The following is a 17,318-nucleotide window of genomic DNA, read 5'->3' as shown; positions in this document are numbered from 1 at the left end:
TTATTAAAATCGAAACAATAATATGAAAAAAATATTGTTAAGAATGTTGCTTCCCGTCCTTGCATTGGTGTTGGTCACCTCTTGTGAGAAGGATATAGATAGCAATCCTACATTCCACGAAAATACTACAGGATTTGTATTGAATATGCCTGCCAACGCAGCCAATAATGTATTGGACTTGCTGACTGCCGATGAACTCACTTTTACTACCAGCCAGCCGGATTATGGTGGTATACCTTTGAGCGTTAACTATGATGTGGAGATTTCCTTTGACGATTTTAGCGCAGAAGAACCTGTGTATAAGGTAGTGACAAGTTCCACTTCTACTTCCATCAAAGTGTCGGGCAAGAGAATGAACGATGCTGTAGTTACTATGTTCCAGGATGCTAATGAAGGTGTGGAATATCCTTCTAACGAGGTGAAAGACCTTTATGTGCGTTTGCATGCTAACGTGAATAAGTTGGAGTTGGGCAGTTGCTACTCTAACGTAATCAAACTGCAAGTGAAGGCTACCTATCAGGCCCCGAGCATCACGTTGCCCGAAAAGTTGTTCATTGCAGGTTCTGACATTGGTGAAGCTTGGAAGACTTGGAAGCCGTTTGCCGGTGTGTTCGGTCTGGACGGTAATTATTTTACAGTGGTATATATTGCCGACGGAGGCGCTTTCAAATGGGGTACTTTCGCTGAACAATGGTTGGGCTATGCCGATGTGAAGACTTACGCTGACGAGGCCGGAGCCGGAATCTCGGATGATGGTGGTAACATCAAGTTTGCAAAAGGTGGCTGGTATACACTTTGCTTCAAGGCTAAGATTAACGGTGAAGCCATTGACTATACTCTGACCGTATATCCTGCGGCTCTTTATATCATTGGTAATGCTACCGGTGGATGGGATGAAGCAAGTCCTGCCTTGCAGTTGACGGCTCCTGCCGATGGTAGTGGCATTTGGGTGTCTCCGGCATTTGTAGGCGGAGGCGAAATGCGCGCTTACGTAAAAGCTGGTACGTTCGAGTGGTGGCGCACAGAGTTTACACTCTTCGAAGGTAATGTATTCTGGCGTAATCTCAACATTCCTGACAGCTGGGCCAACGACAAGGGCTCTGATTACAGTGTGGTTCCTGCTGCAGGCCAGAAGCTGTACGTCAAGTTCGGTACTCCGGGTGTAGATGCCAACGAAACGGGTGAGGTGAAATAACCTGAATGATAATCTATTTTAAAAGAAAAACATTATGAAGAAAAATCAAATACTCGCAGGTATGTTCCTTGCCGGAATTACCTTAGGTGCTTGTACGGATGATTATACGGATTGGGCTAACCCCCAATCCAATTCTCCGGAGGATGCTGCTGCCAAATATGAGATTAATTATGCGGCGGGTACTGACGCTGCCATTGTGATGGACGATGTATATGCCAAATACGCTGATGATGCAGAAGGTCTTAAAGTAGATTCGGTTGTGATTGCTTCATTGTCAAGCAGCAATGCGAATATAGCTTCCATTGCCTTCAAAAGCGTAAATGTGAATGGCGTCGCCATTGATGCAGCGTTTAAAGACGGGAAGGTTAAGGTAAACACGTTGGAACTTGACTTGGCTGTTCGAAAAGCTTTTAACAGCCGTGCCCACGTGGAGCGTACTCTGGATGTAAATGTGGATGCCGCAGCCAAATTGACTACCGGTGAGGCTGTATCTACATCGGGTACTGCACAGGTGAAGTTGACTCCGGTTACTACTCCCGCTATCAGTGAGAAGGGATATTGCATGATGGGTGATTTCCAGAAATGGAATGCAAATGAACCTATTGTGATGGAGAAGATTGGGGATGGTCTTTACAAGGCAGTTGTGACAACTACTGCCGAGAAGTCTTGGTTCAAGTTCTATCGTGCTTACGATACAACGAATCCTTCTTGGGACGACGACATCAATCCCGGTGTATTGGGAACTTTCGAAGATGGCGATGTGGCGACTGAAAACTTCCTGACGTGGGTTGGCGATCCTTCTTGCCCCAGCCCACAAGCACCTGCCATTAGCGGCATCAATGATTTTATAGTTACGCTGGATGTTGTCAACATGAGCTTTAAAGTTGCCATCAAGACAATCGACCTCTTTATGACCGGCAGCAACTATGGTTGGGGTGATACATGGAAACAGTTAACTCCGATTCATAGTGCCGAAGGCGAATTCTGGACTATTGTATATCTGGAAGCTGGCGAACAGATTAAGTTTGCTCCGCAAGCCGGTTGGGGAAATGACTTTGGTGGCGAGGCAACGATTAATGACGAAGCCGGTGCCGGCTTGACTGCTGATGGCACCAATCTGTTAGCTAAGAATGCCGGTTGGTACTTACTGCACGTAGTGAACACAACCGACCGCATAGTCAATGTGCTTGCTCCGAATATTTATCTGATTGGCGGTACTGCTGCTGATGGTAAATGGGAGGTTGCAGACGTTAACAAGTTCACCGTTCCTACGGGAAAAGACGGCGAATTCGTTTCTCCCGCCTTTGGCGCTGCCGATGAAGTGCGTATGTGTGTGAACTTTGGCGGTTACGACTGGTGGAAGACTGAATTCATCGTTCTCGATGGAAAGATTGTATATCGTGGTAGTGGTAATGATCAAGAACGAGTAAAGGTTGCTGCCGGTCAGAAAGCTTACTTGAACTTTACTGACGGCATAGGTTCTTTCAAATAATCTTTTTTTTAAATAAGAATAAAGCCCTTTTTCTCGCAATGGAAAATACGAGGAAGAGGGCTTTTATGTTTTCGTTAAACAATCATTTACAGATATTGATATGAAGACTTTTAGATTAATGTCCACTTTGTTTTTTCTGTTTGTATTGTGCTTGGGAATTCATGCACAGCAGCGTCTTCTTGGTGGGGACATCTCTTTGTTGCCAAGTTACGAAGAAGCAGGAACCGTATATCGTGACGAAGCAGGAAAAGCTGTCGCTCCCCTCGAATATTTCAAGGAAGAAGGTTGGAATGCCATTCGTGTACGTTTGTTTGTGGAACCGGACAGGGCTTCGGCAGAGCATAAGGGAGAAGGCGTGTGTCAAGATTTGGATTATGTGATGAAACTGGGGCAAAGAATAAAAAAAGCCGGGTATCAGTTTATGCTTGACTTCCACTATTCTGATACGTGGGCCGACCCTGGCAAGCAGTTCATGCCGTATCGTTGGAAAAATAGCGGTGTAGCATCGCTTCCCGACAGTGTCTATCAATATACCAGAAAAAGCCTTGAAGTGATGGTGAAAGCCGGTGCATGCCCCGACTTGATACAAGTGGGGAATGAGATAACCAACGGGATGATGTGGCCTGCGGCGAAGGTGGAGCCGCTTGGAAAGGATAACTGGGACATACTTGTAAAACTATTGGAGAGTGGTGCCAAGGCCTGCCGTGAAGTATGTCCACGGGCAAAGATTATTATTCATACAGAGAAGGCGGGCGAATGGGACAAGACGAAATCTTATTATAACCATTTGCGACAGCTCGATTATGATGTTATCGGACTTAGTTATTATCCTATGTGGCACAAAGCGGTGGGAGTTCTTGGTGCTACGCTCGATTCTCTCGCTGTAAATTTTCCCGATAAGGAAGTCATGATTGTGGAAACTGCCGCCTATTATTCGCATGAGAAAGACCAATGGGCAAAGAGTGCGGACCAGTATTCTGAGTTTTATCCCATCAGCACTGAAGGGCAACGTATCTTTACTCACGAACTGGTAGCCGAATTGCGCCGTCATGCCAACGTGACCGGCCTATTCTGGTGGTTTCCCGAAGAAAATGCCTGCGGAAATACGGTGACGGAAGGTTGGCTGAATCGGGGGCTTTTTGATAATCGCACTGGTAAATCGCTTCCGGCGATGAAGGAATTCAGTGGGTTTATCCGTTAACTTCATCCAAAGTCGTCAATGGATTGAATTGTATTCTAATTATAATGAACGCGCAAATCTAAAATAGATATGAAAACCAGATATTTTATTGCATTATTCGCTTTATGCTTGTGCCAATGGAGCGCTGCATGGCAAGGTTTATCTTCTGCTGATTTGGTGGAAGTAAAATCCACATCTTCAATAAAAGTAGAACCGGCCTTTTGGTGGTGCGGTATGAAAAATCCCCAACTGCAATTGATGGTTTATGGTGATGATATAGGCGCTTACAAACCTGTCATTAATTATCCGGGAGTTGTGCTGAAAAGTGTGCATCCAATGGAAAGCCCCAACTATCTGGTATTATACTTAGATGTGGAAGAGGCAATGCCGGGGAAGTTCGATATTGAGTTTGTGAAAGGAAAGAAGAAACTGAACTGCTCTTATGAATTGAAACAACGTCAAGGAAATGGTGATGAAAAGGTTGGATTTAATTCTTCTGATGTTGTTTATCTATTGATGCCGGATCGCTTTGCTAATGGCGATGAAAGCAATGACCAAATAAAAATGAATTATCCCTATGCTGTAAATCGTAAAGATGTCAATGCCCGGCATGGCGGTGATTTGGCGGGTATTATGCAACATCTTGATTATTTGGATAGTTTGGGAGTTACTGCCATCTGGACAACACCCGTGTTGGAAAATGATATGGGAGAAGGTTCTTATCACGGTTATGCCGCAACTGATTATTATAAAATAGACCCTCGGTTGGGGACAAATGAAGATTATGTCCGGTTGGCAGAGTGCCTGCATCGGCGTGGAATGAAATTGATAATGGACATGGTCTTCAATCATTGTGGAAGCAAGCATCCTTGGTTGCTTGACCCGCCAATGCATAATTGGTTTAATAATTGGGATAAGGACAAATATGTTGAGACCAATCATGATAAAACCGTCTTTTTTGATCCTTACGCCTCGGATATAGATAAGGAGGAGATGACAGATGGCTGGTTCGTTCCCACAATGCCCGACTTGAATCAGAGGAATCATTTTGTGGCTGATTATTTAATTCAGAATTCAATATGGTGGATTGAATATGCCAATTTGGATGGTGTACGTCAAGATACATATGTATATCCCGATCCGGACATGATGGTACGTTGGTGTCGAGAAGTGTTTGAGGAGTATCCCAATTTCAATATTGTGGGCGAAGTGATGATTCCTAATAATACGGTTGGTGCTGCATATTGGCAACAAGGCAGTTTGGTTAATGAGAAGGCCGATACGGGACTAAAGTCTGTGATGGATTTCCGTTTAAGGGAAGTGGCAAGTAAGGCTTTTCATGAAGAAACCTCCTGGAATACCGGTCTGCAACTCGTTTTTGAACATTTGGCTTATGACTTTTGCTATTCTGATATTAATAATGTGATGCGTTTGCTTGAGAACCATGATTCTGATCGTTTCTTATTGGAAACTCCGAGTTCTTTGGATGCCTATAAGCAGGCAGTTGTCTTGTTATTGACAATTCCTGGCATTCCGCAATTGTATTATGGGCAGGAACTGTTGATGACTGGTACTACAAAAATTGATTTTGGATATATACGTCCGGATATGTCGGGAGGATGGAAAGAAGATGCACTCAGTGTTTTCGAAGAGAGTGGGAGAACGGCTATACAGCAAGAAGCTTTCGGTTTTATGAAAAAGTTACTGCATTGGCGTAAGGGGAATGATGTTATTTCCAAAGGCAAGATGAAGCACTTTATGCCTCGCAACAATATATATGTATATGAACGTTCGTACAATGGGAAAAGTATATTGGTCGTGATGAATGGGGTAAATAAAGAGGTCGATTGGGATTTGGCTCATTATAAGGAGGTAATAGGAAATAAAACCGATGCAAGGAATGTGCTGACAGATACTGATGTGAAGTTAGGAGCAATTATCCGACTACAACCGAAAGAAGTGCTTATGCTTGAATTATGATTGCGTTGCGGATCAAATACTTTGTTTGTCTTGCTTCAGAAGACATTTTCAGGGCCAGCTAAGAGTTGAATGCAGTTTTACCCTCATGCTCTCATAATGTACTGCATCCCTTTATTCATCGGGCATATAGCTATGAGAGTAACCATGAGGGCAAGGCGTTACTATGCTTGATTACAGATGTTTGTTGTATTAAAACACCTTGTATGTCAACAGTTCACTATAGTGAGCGTTATTGTTCACGTAAATGAATAGTTCGGCTTACTGCCGAAAATGTGTGTTTTTGCACAAAACTCATATCAGAAATGTGAGAAAGTTCACGTTTCTGATATCAAAAACGTGAAATGCTATGTTTGGAAGAGAAGTATTTAAGCATCTGTCAGCATGGAAAGCAGACTTTGTGACATCTTTAGAACGACGAAAGATTCCTAACGAATTATCCGGCAATTATCTTTTTTGCATGGAAAAAGAATCAATTCACAGACAACGAATCTGCTGAATATTCCGTTATTCTTGGCAGACAAAACGAAAGAACTGCTTGCCATGCAAATTTTCCGTAACCTTACTGCTGTTTTCCATCTTGTTTATAGCCCTATGTAATCCTTGAGCAGGGCAATGACTCGAAAATCTGATGGCATGAAGAAGATAAAGTTTATTTCTTTTGTTATCTTTGTGTCGTTAACGGCAGAAAAGGACGGATTAAATAGAAAAAATAGCAGGAGGACAGCAGATGGACCCATTGAAATACATAGTACCCGGCAGAAAGAGACTTCCCTACGGCATGATGAACTTCGCGGATATCCGCCAAGACAATTATTATTATGTGGACAAGACCCGCTTCATCCCCATGATAGAGGAGGCGGACCGCTTCTTCTTCTTCATCCGTCCGCGCCGCTTCGGCAAGAGCCTCACGCTGAATATGCTGCAACACTACTACGACGTGCGCACCCGCGACAAGTTCGAAGCCCTTTTCGGTGACCTGTACATCGGGCAACACCCCACGCCGAGCCGCAATAGCTATCTGGTGCTCTATCTCAACTTCTCGGGCATCAGCGGCGAGCTGAACGACTACCGCAAGGGGCTGGACGCGCATTGCGGCATTACTTTCGAGAACTTCTGCAAGATATACGCCGACCTCCTTCCGCAAGATACTCTGGAAGGACTGCGTGCGGTGAGCGGAGCCGTGGAGCAGTTGGATTACCTCTATCAGGCTTGCGCACGTGCCGGACAGGATATGTATCTCTTCATCGACGAGTACGACCACTTCACCAACGCCATCCTTTCCAGTCCCGAAAGCCTGCACCGCTATACGGATGAGACGCATGGCGAAGGCTATCTGCGCTCTTTTTTCAACAAGGTGAAAGCAGGAACTTATTCCAGCATCAAGCGTTGCTTCATTACCGGCGTAAGCCCCGTGACGATGGACGACCTGACCAGCGGTTTCAACATCGGCACCAACTACTCCCTCGCGCCGAAGTTCAACCAGATGATGGGATTCACCGAGGAGGAGGTGCGCGGAATGTTGGCCTATTATTCAGCAAACAGCCCCTTCCACCACAGCGTGGACGAGTTGATAGAGATGATGAAACCGTGGTACGACAACTACTGCTTCGCGCAGGAATGCTACGGTGAAACCACGATGTACAACTCCAATATGGTGCTTTACTTCGTCAAGAACTACATTGATGATGGCAAAGCACCACGCAACATGATAGAGAGCAACATCCGCATTGACTACGAGAAACTGCGTATGCTCATCCGCAAGGACAAGGAGTTTGCCCACGATGCTTCCGTCATACAGACTCTCGTGAGTCAAGGCTTCATCACCGGTGAACTGAAAGACAGCTTCCCTGCCGTCAGCATCACCAATCCCGACAACTTCATCAGTCTGCTCTACTACTTCGGAATGCTCACCATCAGCGGCACGTATAAGGGAAAGGCAAGGCTCACCATCCCCAACATGGTGGTACAGGAACAGCTCTATACCTATCTGCTGAATACTTACGACGATGCCGACCTGAGTTTCAGCAGTTACGAAAAGAGCGAACTTTCCTCGGCTCTGGCTTACGACGGCGACTGGCAATCCTACTTCGGCTACATTGCCGACTGCCTGCACCGCTATGCCTCGCAGCGCGACAAGCAGAAAGGCGAGTCCTTCGTCCACGGCTTCACCCTTGCCATGACTGCGCAGAACCGTTTCTACCGTCCCGTCTCCGAGCAGGACACGCAGGAAGGTTATGTAGATATTTTCCTCTGCCCGATGCTGGAAATCTACTCCGACATGAAGCACAGCTACATCGTAGAACTGAAATATGCCAAGTATAAGGATTCCGAAACCCGTGTGGAGGAACTTCGCCGGGAAGCCATCGCCCAGGCCGACCGCTATGCCGATACGGAAACGGTGAAGCGTGGCATCGGCGCCACCCGGTTGCATAAGATTGTGGTGGTGTATAAAGGTATGGAAATGCGTATCTGCGAGGAAGTAGGTTGATTGGCTACAAAAGTTTGTCATTCAGCTTTCATAAAACATGGTGGTACGGGAACATTTGCTTGCCATGCAAACGTTTCCGTAAGCTTGCTGCTACTTTTCTCTTGCGTTAATCGGTTTGCCCTTTCTTTTCCGGCTATATTTGTGAAGTGATAACTTTGAATACTTCATATTATGAAAATTATCAATCAACGTAAGATTTCTGTTTTATGGCATTTAATATGCTTCAGTTTAGTGCTGGCATTCACGGCATGTAGTGACGATAAAGAGGAGTTACAGGAGTATTTGACCCCTGCTTCTGGTAGTGAATCAATCTTTGAGCAAGGTTTTAGCTTTGGTGAAGCTGCTTCTTCGCAAAGCGTCAGTTTTGAGGCCGGGCAGCAGTGGACAGCCGAGCTGAGTGGTGAAGATACCGGTTGGTGCAACATCAGTCCGGCAAAAGGTACGTCCGGGAAAGCTACGATTATGGTTTCTGTCGGCAAGAATGAGACAGGGAAAGCGCGGACGGCACAATTGAATATTGTATCCGGTTCGAAGAAGAAAGAAATATCTGTCACTCAGGCTGCCAATGCGATTGTAGCTCCGGATGGTTTGAGTTTTACACCGGCAGCACCGGATGCCGACCAGTCCCTTGTAATTACTTTTAAAGCGGATGCAAAGTCTGCTCTCTATGGGCATAAAGGAGATGTGTATGTGCATATTGGTGTGGTCAGTGAAGGAACTTGGCTGTTCGTTCCGGCAGAGTGGACGGAAAACAAGGATAAATGTAAGATGACTTCAACCGAAGCCAACGTATGGAGCATTACGCTGAGCCCGAATATCCGGGAATGGTTTGGAAGCGGGAAGACACCGGTGAACCGGCTCGGAATAGTGATTCGCAGTGCAGACGGCAATAAGAAAGGGATAGAATCGGATTCCTTTGTTGAGGTGACCGACACAAAATATGAAGGTTTTGTTCCTGGTGAAATTAAAACTGCAGCAGTGCCGGCCGGTATGGTCGAGGGTATCAATGTAGTGGATAATTCTACGGTGACACTGGTACTTTATGACAAAGATGCGAATGGGAATCATAAGGACTTTGCCCATGTAGTGGGCGACTTCAATAACTGGACATTGGGCAATGACGAAAAATCGCAGATGTATCGTGATGATGCTTCCGGATGTTGGTGGATTACGTTGGCGGGGCTGGATGCTGGCAAAGAGTATGCTTTCCAATATTATGTAGGTACGAAGGCGGGTGAAGTGGTTCGCCTGGCTGATGCCTATACGGAAAAGATTCTTGATCCTGATAATGATAAATATATTCCGGCTTCTACCTATAACGAAAGTATGGCTTATCCTGAGGGAGGAGTAGGAATCGTTTCGACCTTCAAGATACAGAAAGACAGTTATAACTGGAAGGTCAATGACTTTAAAATAGCAAATCCTGAGCAATTGGTGATATACGAATTGCATCTACGTGACTTTACCGCCTCCAGCGACATCAATGGTGCAATGGGCAAGCTTTCTTATCTGAAGGCTATGGGAGTCAATGCCATCGAACTGATGCCGGTGCAGGAGTTTGACGGAAACGACAGTTGGGGGTATAATCCTTGCTTCTTTTTTGCGATGGATAAGGCTTATGGCACAAAGGCCATGTATAAGCAGTTTATTGACGCTTGCCATGAGGCGGGTATGGCAGTTATTCTGGATGTGGTCTATAATCACGCTACAGGAAACAATCCGCTGGCTAAACTTTATTGGGATGGTGATAAGACTGCAAAGAATAATCCATATTTCAATGTGGAAGCACCTCATCCTTATAGTGTGTTCCATGACTTCAATCATGAAAGCCCGTTAGTGCGTAAGTTTGTGAAGCGCAATCTGCAATTCTTGTTGAAGGAATATAAGGTGGATGGGTTCCGCTTTGACCTGACGAAAGGATTCACACAGACTTCTTGTACTGAAAGCACGGCATCCAATTACGATGCAAGTCGCATTGCTATCCTAAAGGATTATAATGCTGCCATCAAGGAAGTGAAAGAGGGCTCTTATGTTATCCTGGAGCATTTCTGTGATTCAAAGGAAGAAAATGAACTGGCTGCAGATGGCATGCACTTATGGCGCAACCTGAATAATGCCTATTGTCAGTCGGCTATGGGATATGCTAAAAATAGTTCTTTTAGCAGCCTTTATGAGAAAACACCTGCATGGGTAGGTTTTATGGAAAGTCATGATGAAGAACGCGCAGCTTACAAACAGTCGCAATGGGGTGAAGGTATACTGAAAACCGACCTTGATGCTCGCATGAATCAGTTGGCGCTGAACACTACATTCTTCCTTACTGTTCCAGGTCCTAAGATGGTTTGGCAATTTGGAGAGATGGGATATGACATTTCCATTGAGGAGAATGGACGTACGGGCAGGAAACCGTTGCATTGGGAGTATCTGGAGAATACTAACCGCAAGGAGCTGCACGATGTTTATGCGGATTTAATGAAATTGCGTAACGCCCATCCGGAATTGTTCGATTCAAGTGCCATCTTGACATGGAAGGTCGGAGTTTCTGATTGGGACAACGGTCGTTCATTGTTGGTAGAAAGTGTAACGGGCAAGCAGCTGGTTGTTATGGGCAACTTTACGCATAATGCGGTTGATGTAGCTTTCCCGGCAACAGCTGGTAACTGGACCAATTATTTTACCGGAAAGAGTGAAACAATAAATACACAGGTCAATGTACCGGCTCATGGATATGTAGTCTACACTAATTTCTAATTTCGGTAAAAATCATTCATACATCTTTATCAGCACCCGATTCAGCCAGTTCCAACGGAAACGGAACCAGCGTCGGGTGCTGCTTTGTTTTCCCCCGAAGCGGAGAACGAACTCACGGTAGCCATGCCTGCGGAAGGGAAGTCCCACGTCCATGAACTCTAAGTGGCGGTATCCGCGTTGTTTGGCATCATCCAGTGCTTTCCATACGGCAAGAATCCCCGGATATTGCAGGGCATAAGTCTTGCGCATGCCACCAGAGAACCATAGATAGGCGCTATCATCTGAATAAATGCATGCGCTGCCACCGATAATCTTCTCCTTATAAGTGACGATGAAGATTTTGCTTTGCTGCCCTTTTGTCAACTGGTTTTCGAGATGCTGAAAGAACTTGATGCTGGGGAAGTGGCGCCGTATCTTGGAAGAATATACGTGGCGCAACATCTGGGCAAAACAGAGAATCTCCTCTTTGGTACGTGCTTCCCGCACTTGGGCGCCGTTTTTGAGCCCTTTCTTTATTTGCCGGATACGTGACGGGCTGAAACGCTCTTCCACCTTTTCGACGCTGTGCAGCGAGTTGCGTACCCGCAGCCAATTGATGGCGATGTATTGGTTGTCCCGGAAAGATTTGTATCCGAACATGGCATTTTCCAGGTTGCGGAACTCGATGAGAAAAGAATCGCGCAATGCTTCATTGGTAAGCCTTTGCAGCATGTCACTGAAGATAATCTCTTTGTCTGCCTCGTTATTGAAATATTCTCCCGTACCGTACACCTCACATCTTTTGATGATGCCGGGTGGAAACATGCGGACACTTTTACGTATGGCGGCAAGCAGTTTCGCAACGGGCTTGTCATCTTCGGATGCCACAATGAGTATGGGGGTATACCCCGGAGTTGCCTCGTAGATTCGGAACAACTCTGTGGAATGGAAGGTGTTGGTGCCTGGCAGGTCAGGAACCTTGCTCCCACGGTAATATGTAGTGAGTTTCAAAGGCATGGTCTGCAAATTTAAAAAATAATCTCGTATCTTTGCAAAAATTATTGTTAATGTGTCGATGTGCACATTAGCATATTAGCACATAAAATCATTATGGAAAGTTTCAGTGAATTGATAAAAGCACGCCGCAGCATGCGGAAGTTTACAGAAGAAGAATTGACACAAGAACAAGTCGTCACTTTGATGAAAGCTGCTTTGATGGCACCCACGTCGAAGCGTAGCAATGCATGGCAGTTCATAGTGGTGGACGAGAAGGATAAATTGAAGGAATTGTCCTATTGCAAGGAGCAGGCATCGCAGTTCATTGCCGATGCGGCACTGGCTGTAGTGGTTGTTGCCGACCCGCTGGCAAGCGATGTGTGGATAGAAGATGCCTCCATTGCTTCCATCTACCTGCAACTTCAGGCCGAAGATATGGGGCTGGGAAGCTGCTGGGTGCAGGTGCGCGAACGTTTTACGGCTTCCGGTATGCCTTCCGGCGAGTATGTGCACGAGGTGTTGGATATTCCTTTGCAGTTGCAGGTGCTTAGTGTTATTGCTATCGGCCATAAGGGGATGGAGCGCAAGCCTTTCAACGAAGACAATCTGCAGTGGGAAAAGATACATATCAATAAGTACGGAGGAAAGTAACAGTGAGTGCAGCAAAAGCAAACAATAACCGTGATACATATAAGGCCACTGCCATCACACTGATTGTATTCGGCATTCTTTACTTGGTGGACAAATTGGTGCATTTTTCTGCAATCGGCTTGCCGTGGGTGATGAATAAGGATAATTTTCTATTGTATACCGCAGTGATTTTTCTGCTGTTCAAGCATGACAAGTCAGTGGGATTGGTATTGATAGGTTTGTGGCTGATATTGAACTTCGGGTTGATAACTGCCTTACTCGGTACGATGTCCGCTTATCTGCTGCCGTTGGCGTTGCTGGCATTAGGGGCTATTCTGTATTGGTTGGCAACAAGATAAGCGTATGGCAGGAAGAAGTATAGAAGATATGTCCATTGCCTTTATCGGTGCCGGAAATCTAGCTACTAATCTGGCAAAAGCTCTTTATCGGAAAGGGTTTCGTATTGTGCAGGTCTACAGCCGTACAAAAGAATCGGCGCAGGGATTGGCACAGACGGTGGAAGCTGCATATACCACGGAGCTGCAGGCGGTTACGAAGGAGGCGCAGCTTTATATCGTTTCGCTGAAGGACGCGGCTTTTGTAGAATTATTACCCCAGATTGTTTCTGGAAAGGAGAATGCTTTATGGGTGCATACAGCCGGCAGTATTCCTATGAATATTTGGCAGGGGCATGTTGCGCGTTATGGAGTGCTTTATCCGATGCAGACTTTCAGTAAGCAGCGTGAAGTGGATTTTGGACAGATACCGTGTTTTGTGGAAAGCAACTCGGAAGAGGATGTGCAGCTTCTGAAGGACATTGCTTCCGCCCTATCGGAAAAAGTGTATGAAGCAAGTTCTGAGCAGCGCAAAAGTTTGCATCTGGCGGCTGTGTTTACGTGCAATTTTACCAATCACATGTATGTGTTGGCTGCTGAACTGCTGAAAAAGTACGGGTTGCCGTTCGAGGCAATGCTCCCCTTGATAGACGAGACGGCCCGCAAGGTGCATGAGCTGGAACCGCTTGCCGCACAGACAGGACCGGCTGTGCGCTATGATGAGAATGTCATTGACGAGCATCTGCGGATGCTTGCCGATGAGCCGCAAATGCTGGAACTATATCGGGAGATTAGCGAGAATATACATCGGTTGGCAATAAGATAACCGGATGCCGATGCTTGCCTCTTTTGAACTAATGTTTTGCTGTATATAGGTATATTATAATGAACAAGAAAAAAGTGCAATGAGTACCATAAACTATGATTTGAAAAAGATAAAAGCCCTTGTTTTTGATGTGGACGGTGTGCTGAGTGCCAATGTTATCCCTATGAGTTCGGAGGGTGAACCTCTGCGTACGGTCAACATAAAGGATGGTTATTCCCTGCATTTGGCTGCTAAGCAAGGTGTGTTGCTGGGTATAATTACGGGTGGACGTACAGAAGCAGTCCGCAAGCGTTTTACCTCTTTAGGTTTTGAGGATGGAAATATCTATATGGGTTCTTCTGTTAAAATCCATGATTACCATGACTTCCGTGACCGTCATGGCTTGAAGGACGAGGAAATATTGTATGTAGGTGATGATATTCCCGACTTGGAGGTGATGCGTGAGTGTGGTTTGCCATGTTGTCCTAAGGATGCTGTGCCTGAGGTAAAGGCTGTGGCTCGCTATATTTCGTATGCAGAAGGCGGTTATGGCTGTGGTCGCGACATTGTGGAACAGGTATTGAAAGTGCAAGGGCTTTGGATGGCAGATGAAAAAGCTTTTGGTTGGTAGTTGTTTCAATCGTTAAATTGTAAATCGTCAAATCGTAAATGATATGATGTTAGATAATCTGAAGAAATATAAGGTGATTCTCGCCTCCAATTCTCCGCGAAGGAAAGAATTGCTGGCTGGTTTGGGAGTGGAATATGAAGTAAGAACTTTGCCCGATGTGGATGAATCTTATCCCGAGACATTGCGGGGAGCGGATATTCCTCTCTACATATCCAGGGAAAAGGCGGATGCCTACCGTGATATGATGCATCCGGACGAATTGATGATTACGGCAGATACCATTGTCTGGCTGGATGGACAAGTTCTCGGAAAGCCCAAGAATAGGGAAGAAGCCATGCAGATGTTGCGCGACATGTCCGGACGTACCCATGAAGTGTTTACCGGTGTGTGCATCACTACTACTGAGTGGCAACGCAGTTTTGCAGCGGCAACAGAAGTGCGTTTTGCTAAACTGAGCGAAGAGGAAATTGCCTATTATGTGGACAAATACCAACCCATGGATAAAGCCGGAGCTTATGGTGTACAAGAGTGGATTGGATTCATTGGGGTGGAAAACATATCCGGGAGTTACTATAATATAATGGGGCTCCCCGTACAGAGACTGTACAGGGAGTTGTTGGAGATCTAAACCAGATCCATCATTAGAGGGATATCTTTTTCACTGATTCCTTGTCTGACAAGTGTTTCTTTGTCTTTACCGAACATTTCTCTAAAAATCTCCTGCCCGCCATATTCCAAAGCTGCTTTACTGTAAAGTTCTGCAGCTTTTTCTATTTTGCCCGTTCTCCAAGCAACATGTCCGGCATTGAGATAGTCTGCCGCGAGTGGTTTGGAGGCGAGTATCTTTTCGTAATACTTCATTGCTTGCTCATACTTGCCGTTGACAAACGAACACCAGCCTATAGCACGCCATGCTTTGATACAATTGCTTTCGATGAAATCAAGCTTGAAGAAATATTGCAGAGCCTCTTCATATCTTTCCAGTTCGGCAAGGCAGCTTCCGGCGTAGAAAAGGACATTATGGCTTTCCGGCTGGATTGCCTCCACTTTCTTATAGTATTCCAGTGCAGAGGCAAAGTCCCTTATCTGCCGGTAGCACGTAGCGAGATGGCGGATTGTCCAGACATGGTCGGGCTTTAGTACATCGGCTTTCAGGTAGGCGTCTATCGCTTCCTTATACCTCTTTTCCTTTTGCAGGCAATAGCCAGCCTTTTGGAAAATGTCTGCATTTGCATGGTTCAAGGCTATCAATTCCTTATAAAGCTCCAATGCTTCTGCCGGGTGTTCTTTGCGGAAGTGGAAGTCGGCGATGGTAATCAGCAGCTCGGGTTTGCACAGAATCTCTTTGAGTGCCGGGATACGGTGCAGGGCAATCTCCTCCTTGAAGATGTCACGGAACTCGTGTCTGCGTTGGCTTAACTTGAAGAAACGGTATAAGTCGTGGACATACTGGTTGCTGATGACATCCGGTCGTTCGGCATACTGTCGCAAAGCGGAGGATTTGCTTTCGTCCATGAGTGCATCCAGATCCTGAGAAGTCATCTGGCTGAGCATCATCGTACGCTGTGACTGTGGTATATGTGCCATTGTAAAGCAAAGGGAATACTTGTCACTATTGCAGAAGAAACCGGATTGGAGGATAAGGGAGAGGATGGCATTATCTCCGGTAGGCTTGAATCCGAATTCCTTGATGATGCTGGAGTGATGCATGTCGAACGGATAGAACCAGTTGTACGGTTCCTTAAAGAACGGATAAGTCTTGAGTTGTGCAAACGTACTCATATAGACATCAGCACCTTCCAGCTGTAATTCGTTCATCTCTCGTATCTTGTCTCCCAGTCCGGAACTTTCAAAAGCTTTTTCCCAATCCGGATTAAGATCGTTTTCCTCAGGGTTCTCTTCAAAACCGAACTTCATGTTACGCATGATGTTCACATTCCTCATCATCTCCGGAATGATTTCTTCACGCATCTTCTTGTCTATCTTTTCCGTTTCCTGGCTACGGAGCAGCTCGATGTAAATACGGTTCAGTTGCTTGCCGAAACTGCCGTCTTCGTTGAGCAGGGAAAGGCGGGCTGTCAATTCGGGATAAAGCGACAGACGGGTGGGATGAAAAAGAAGTGCGAAAGCGATACCTACCAAAGCCCGTTGGTTTACTTGCGTATTTGCATGCGTTACGGCGTCTAGCAACCATGAGAATTTGCGGGTATCGAAGCATTCCATCAGACTGAGCATGACGGCACTGGTGAACAGGCACAAATCATTGACGGGAAGCATTTCTGATTCCAGTAATCCTTTGGCTTGCTGTTCGTCTTCTGCAGACCAGTCGCTGTTGCTCCATGTGGAAAGGAAAAGAACCTGGGCGGTTTGTTCGTGCCGTTGCAGTACGGCGTCCATGCCTTGGTTATCCGGCATCAGCTGACAAACGGCCAGGTCATCAGGGAAAGATTCCAATACCTTCTGTAGTGCGGCAATATTGTATTCTTTGGGGAGGCGTTCCCGGTTATTGCGCAAGGAATGGTAATAGTGCGTGGAAACTCCGTCAAGGAGAGACAGACGTGCCTGGTCAGCGACTTCCCAAGTTTCGGTCAGGATCTGGCGATATAGTTTCTGACGTTCAGGATCGTCGATTCCTTGGCGCATGTATTGCAGCATGTACTGATAGGATGTCTGAGCTTGTTCCAAGCGGTTGCGGAGTGTCCAGTCACCGCTGTTCCAAAGAAAGGCTTCCAGTTGGGATTGTGCTTCCTTCAGCCGTTGCTGCTTGAGTAGAGTAACGATATGCTGATATTGTTCTTGTATGGCTTGTTCGTTCATAAATCAGTCTCTTTTTGGGTATGTATCTTATAAAACTAC

At 45.9% G+C, this 17,318-nt stretch carries 13 protein-coding genes; 11 read left to right on the top strand and 2 right to left on the bottom strand.

Annotation, left to right across the window (positions count from 1 at the left end; all coding sequences use genetic code 11):
* Positions 1 to 22: 22 nt before the first annotated feature.
* The 6 genes from DWZ67_RS11170 to DWZ67_RS11140 all read left to right on the top strand — a co-directional run bounded on the left by DWZ67_RS11170 (position 23) and on the right by DWZ67_RS11140 (position 11,086).
* A complete protein-coding gene (locus DWZ67_RS11170; protein ID WP_009036583.1) occupies positions 23 to 1,195 on the top strand; it encodes a SusF/SusE family outer membrane protein in 1,173 nt (390 codons plus the stop codon).
* 34 nt (positions 1,196 to 1,229) lie between these two features.
* On the top strand, positions 1,230 to 2,687 hold the full coding sequence (locus tag DWZ67_RS11165) for a DUF5115 domain-containing protein (RefSeq protein WP_009036584.1): 1,458 nt from the start codon (positions 1,230 to 1,232) through the stop codon (positions 2,685 to 2,687).
* 100 nt (positions 2,688 to 2,787) lie between these two features.
* Positions 2,788 to 3,888 carry a glycosyl hydrolase 53 family protein gene (locus DWZ67_RS11160; protein WP_016273191.1) on the top strand — a complete coding sequence of 367 codons (1,101 nt, stop codon included), beginning with the start codon at positions 2,788 to 2,790 and terminating at the stop codon, positions 3,886 to 3,888.
* 69 nt (positions 3,889 to 3,957) lie between these two features.
* Positions 3,958 to 5,847: a glycoside hydrolase family 13 protein gene (locus tag DWZ67_RS11155; protein ID WP_009036586.1), complete on the top strand. Its 1,890-nt coding sequence runs from the start codon at positions 3,958 to 3,960 to the stop codon at positions 5,845 to 5,847.
* 727 nt (positions 5,848 to 6,574) lie between these two features.
* The gene (locus DWZ67_RS11145; RefSeq protein WP_009036587.1) at positions 6,575 to 8,335 is read left to right on the top strand and encodes an AAA family ATPase; all 1,761 of its coding nucleotides are present in this window, start codon (positions 6,575 to 6,577) and stop codon (positions 8,333 to 8,335) included.
* A gap of 171 nt (positions 8,336 to 8,506) precedes the next feature.
* Positions 8,507 to 11,086, top strand: coding sequence for an alpha-amylase family glycosyl hydrolase (locus tag DWZ67_RS11140; protein ID WP_005835762.1), 2,580 nt, complete (start codon positions 8,507 to 8,509; stop codon positions 11,084 to 11,086).
* Positions 11,087 to 11,098: 12 nt separating this feature from the next.
* Here DWZ67_RS11140 and DWZ67_RS11135 read toward each other — a convergent pair whose 3' ends face one another.
* Positions 11,099 to 12,082 carry a GNAT family N-acetyltransferase gene (locus tag DWZ67_RS11135; RefSeq protein ID WP_005835764.1) on the bottom strand — a complete coding sequence of 328 codons (984 nt, stop codon included), beginning with the start codon at positions 12,080 to 12,082 and terminating at the stop codon, positions 11,099 to 11,101.
* Positions 12,083 to 12,175: 93 nt separating this feature from the next.
* Here DWZ67_RS11135 and DWZ67_RS11130 point away from each other — a divergent pair, with 93 nt between their 5' ends.
* The 5 genes from DWZ67_RS11130 to DWZ67_RS11110 all read left to right on the top strand — a co-directional run bounded on the left by DWZ67_RS11130 (position 12,176) and on the right by DWZ67_RS11110 (position 15,090).
* Positions 12,176 to 12,712: a nitroreductase family protein gene (locus DWZ67_RS11130; RefSeq protein ID WP_005826354.1), complete on the top strand. Its 537-nt coding sequence runs from the start codon at positions 12,176 to 12,178 to the stop codon at positions 12,710 to 12,712.
* 2 nt (positions 12,713 to 12,714) lie between these two features.
* Entirely contained in the window at positions 12,715 to 13,050 is a 336-nt protein-coding gene (locus DWZ67_RS11125) for a hypothetical protein (RefSeq protein ID WP_005826356.1), read from the top strand.
* Between the two features lie 4 nt (positions 13,051 to 13,054).
* Positions 13,055 to 13,852, top strand: coding sequence for a Rossmann-like and DUF2520 domain-containing protein (locus DWZ67_RS11120; RefSeq protein ID WP_005826357.1), 798 nt, complete (start codon positions 13,055 to 13,057; stop codon positions 13,850 to 13,852).
* Between the two features lie 79 nt (positions 13,853 to 13,931).
* Positions 13,932 to 14,462: a KdsC family phosphatase gene (locus DWZ67_RS11115; protein WP_005826358.1), complete on the top strand. Its 531-nt coding sequence runs from the start codon at positions 13,932 to 13,934 to the stop codon at positions 14,460 to 14,462.
* 46 nt (positions 14,463 to 14,508) lie between these two features.
* Positions 14,509 to 15,090 carry a Maf-like protein gene (locus DWZ67_RS11110; protein ID WP_005835770.1) on the top strand — a complete coding sequence of 194 codons (582 nt, stop codon included), beginning with the start codon at positions 14,509 to 14,511 and terminating at the stop codon, positions 15,088 to 15,090.
* Here DWZ67_RS11110 and DWZ67_RS11105 read toward each other — a convergent pair.
* Positions 15,087 to 17,279, bottom strand: a complete 2,193-nt coding sequence (locus tag DWZ67_RS11105; RefSeq protein WP_120138845.1) for a tetratricopeptide repeat protein — start codon at positions 17,277 to 17,279, stop codon at positions 15,087 to 15,089. The two genes, DWZ67_RS11110 and DWZ67_RS11105, sit on opposite strands and share 4 nt — an antisense overlap.
* Positions 17,280 to 17,318: the final 39 nt, after the last annotated feature.

This window comes from Bacteroides sp. AF34-31BH (genome assembly GCF_003602795.1).
Lineage (GTDB): Bacteria > Bacteroidota > Bacteroidia > Bacteroidales > Bacteroidaceae > Bacteroides > Bacteroides uniformis.
Note: the sequence above shows the minus strand (reverse complement) of the source record. Positions and strands in the feature narration are given on the sequence as shown.

What these genes read in the sequence shown, in the direction of transcription:
- DWZ67_RS11165 (WP_009036584.1), top strand. Translation starts at nt 1,230, where the DNA reads ATGAAGAAAAATCAAATACTCGCAGGTATGTTCCTTGCCGGAATTACC.
- DWZ67_RS11155 (WP_009036586.1), top strand. Translation starts at nt 3,958, where the DNA reads ATGAAAACCAGATATTTTATTGCATTATTCGCTTTATGCTTGTGCCAA.
- DWZ67_RS11160 (WP_016273191.1), top strand. Translation starts at nt 2,788, where the DNA reads ATGAAGACTTTTAGATTAATGTCCACTTTGTTTTTTCTGTTTGTATTG.
- DWZ67_RS11110 (WP_005835770.1), top strand. Translation starts at nt 14,509, where the DNA reads ATGTTAGATAATCTGAAGAAATATAAGGTGATTCTCGCCTCCAATTCT.
- DWZ67_RS11105 (WP_120138845.1), bottom strand. Translation starts at nt 17,279, where the DNA reads ATGAACGAACAAGCCATACAAGAACAATATCAGCATATCGTTACTCTA.
- DWZ67_RS11120 (WP_005826357.1), top strand. Translation starts at nt 13,055, where the DNA reads ATGGCAGGAAGAAGTATAGAAGATATGTCCATTGCCTTTATCGGTGCC.
- DWZ67_RS11145 (WP_009036587.1), top strand. Translation starts at nt 6,575, where the DNA reads ATGGACCCATTGAAATACATAGTACCCGGCAGAAAGAGACTTCCCTAC.
- DWZ67_RS11170 (WP_009036583.1), top strand. Translation starts at nt 23, where the DNA reads ATGAAAAAAATATTGTTAAGAATGTTGCTTCCCGTCCTTGCATTGGTG.
- DWZ67_RS11130 (WP_005826354.1), top strand. Translation starts at nt 12,176, where the DNA reads ATGGAAAGTTTCAGTGAATTGATAAAAGCACGCCGCAGCATGCGGAAG.
- DWZ67_RS11135 (WP_005835764.1), bottom strand. Translation starts at nt 12,082, where the DNA reads ATGCCTTTGAAACTCACTACATATTACCGTGGGAGCAAGGTTCCTGAC.
- DWZ67_RS11140 (WP_005835762.1), top strand. Translation starts at nt 8,507, where the DNA reads ATGAAAATTATCAATCAACGTAAGATTTCTGTTTTATGGCATTTAATA.
- DWZ67_RS11115 (WP_005826358.1), top strand. Translation starts at nt 13,932, where the DNA reads ATGAGTACCATAAACTATGATTTGAAAAAGATAAAAGCCCTTGTTTTT.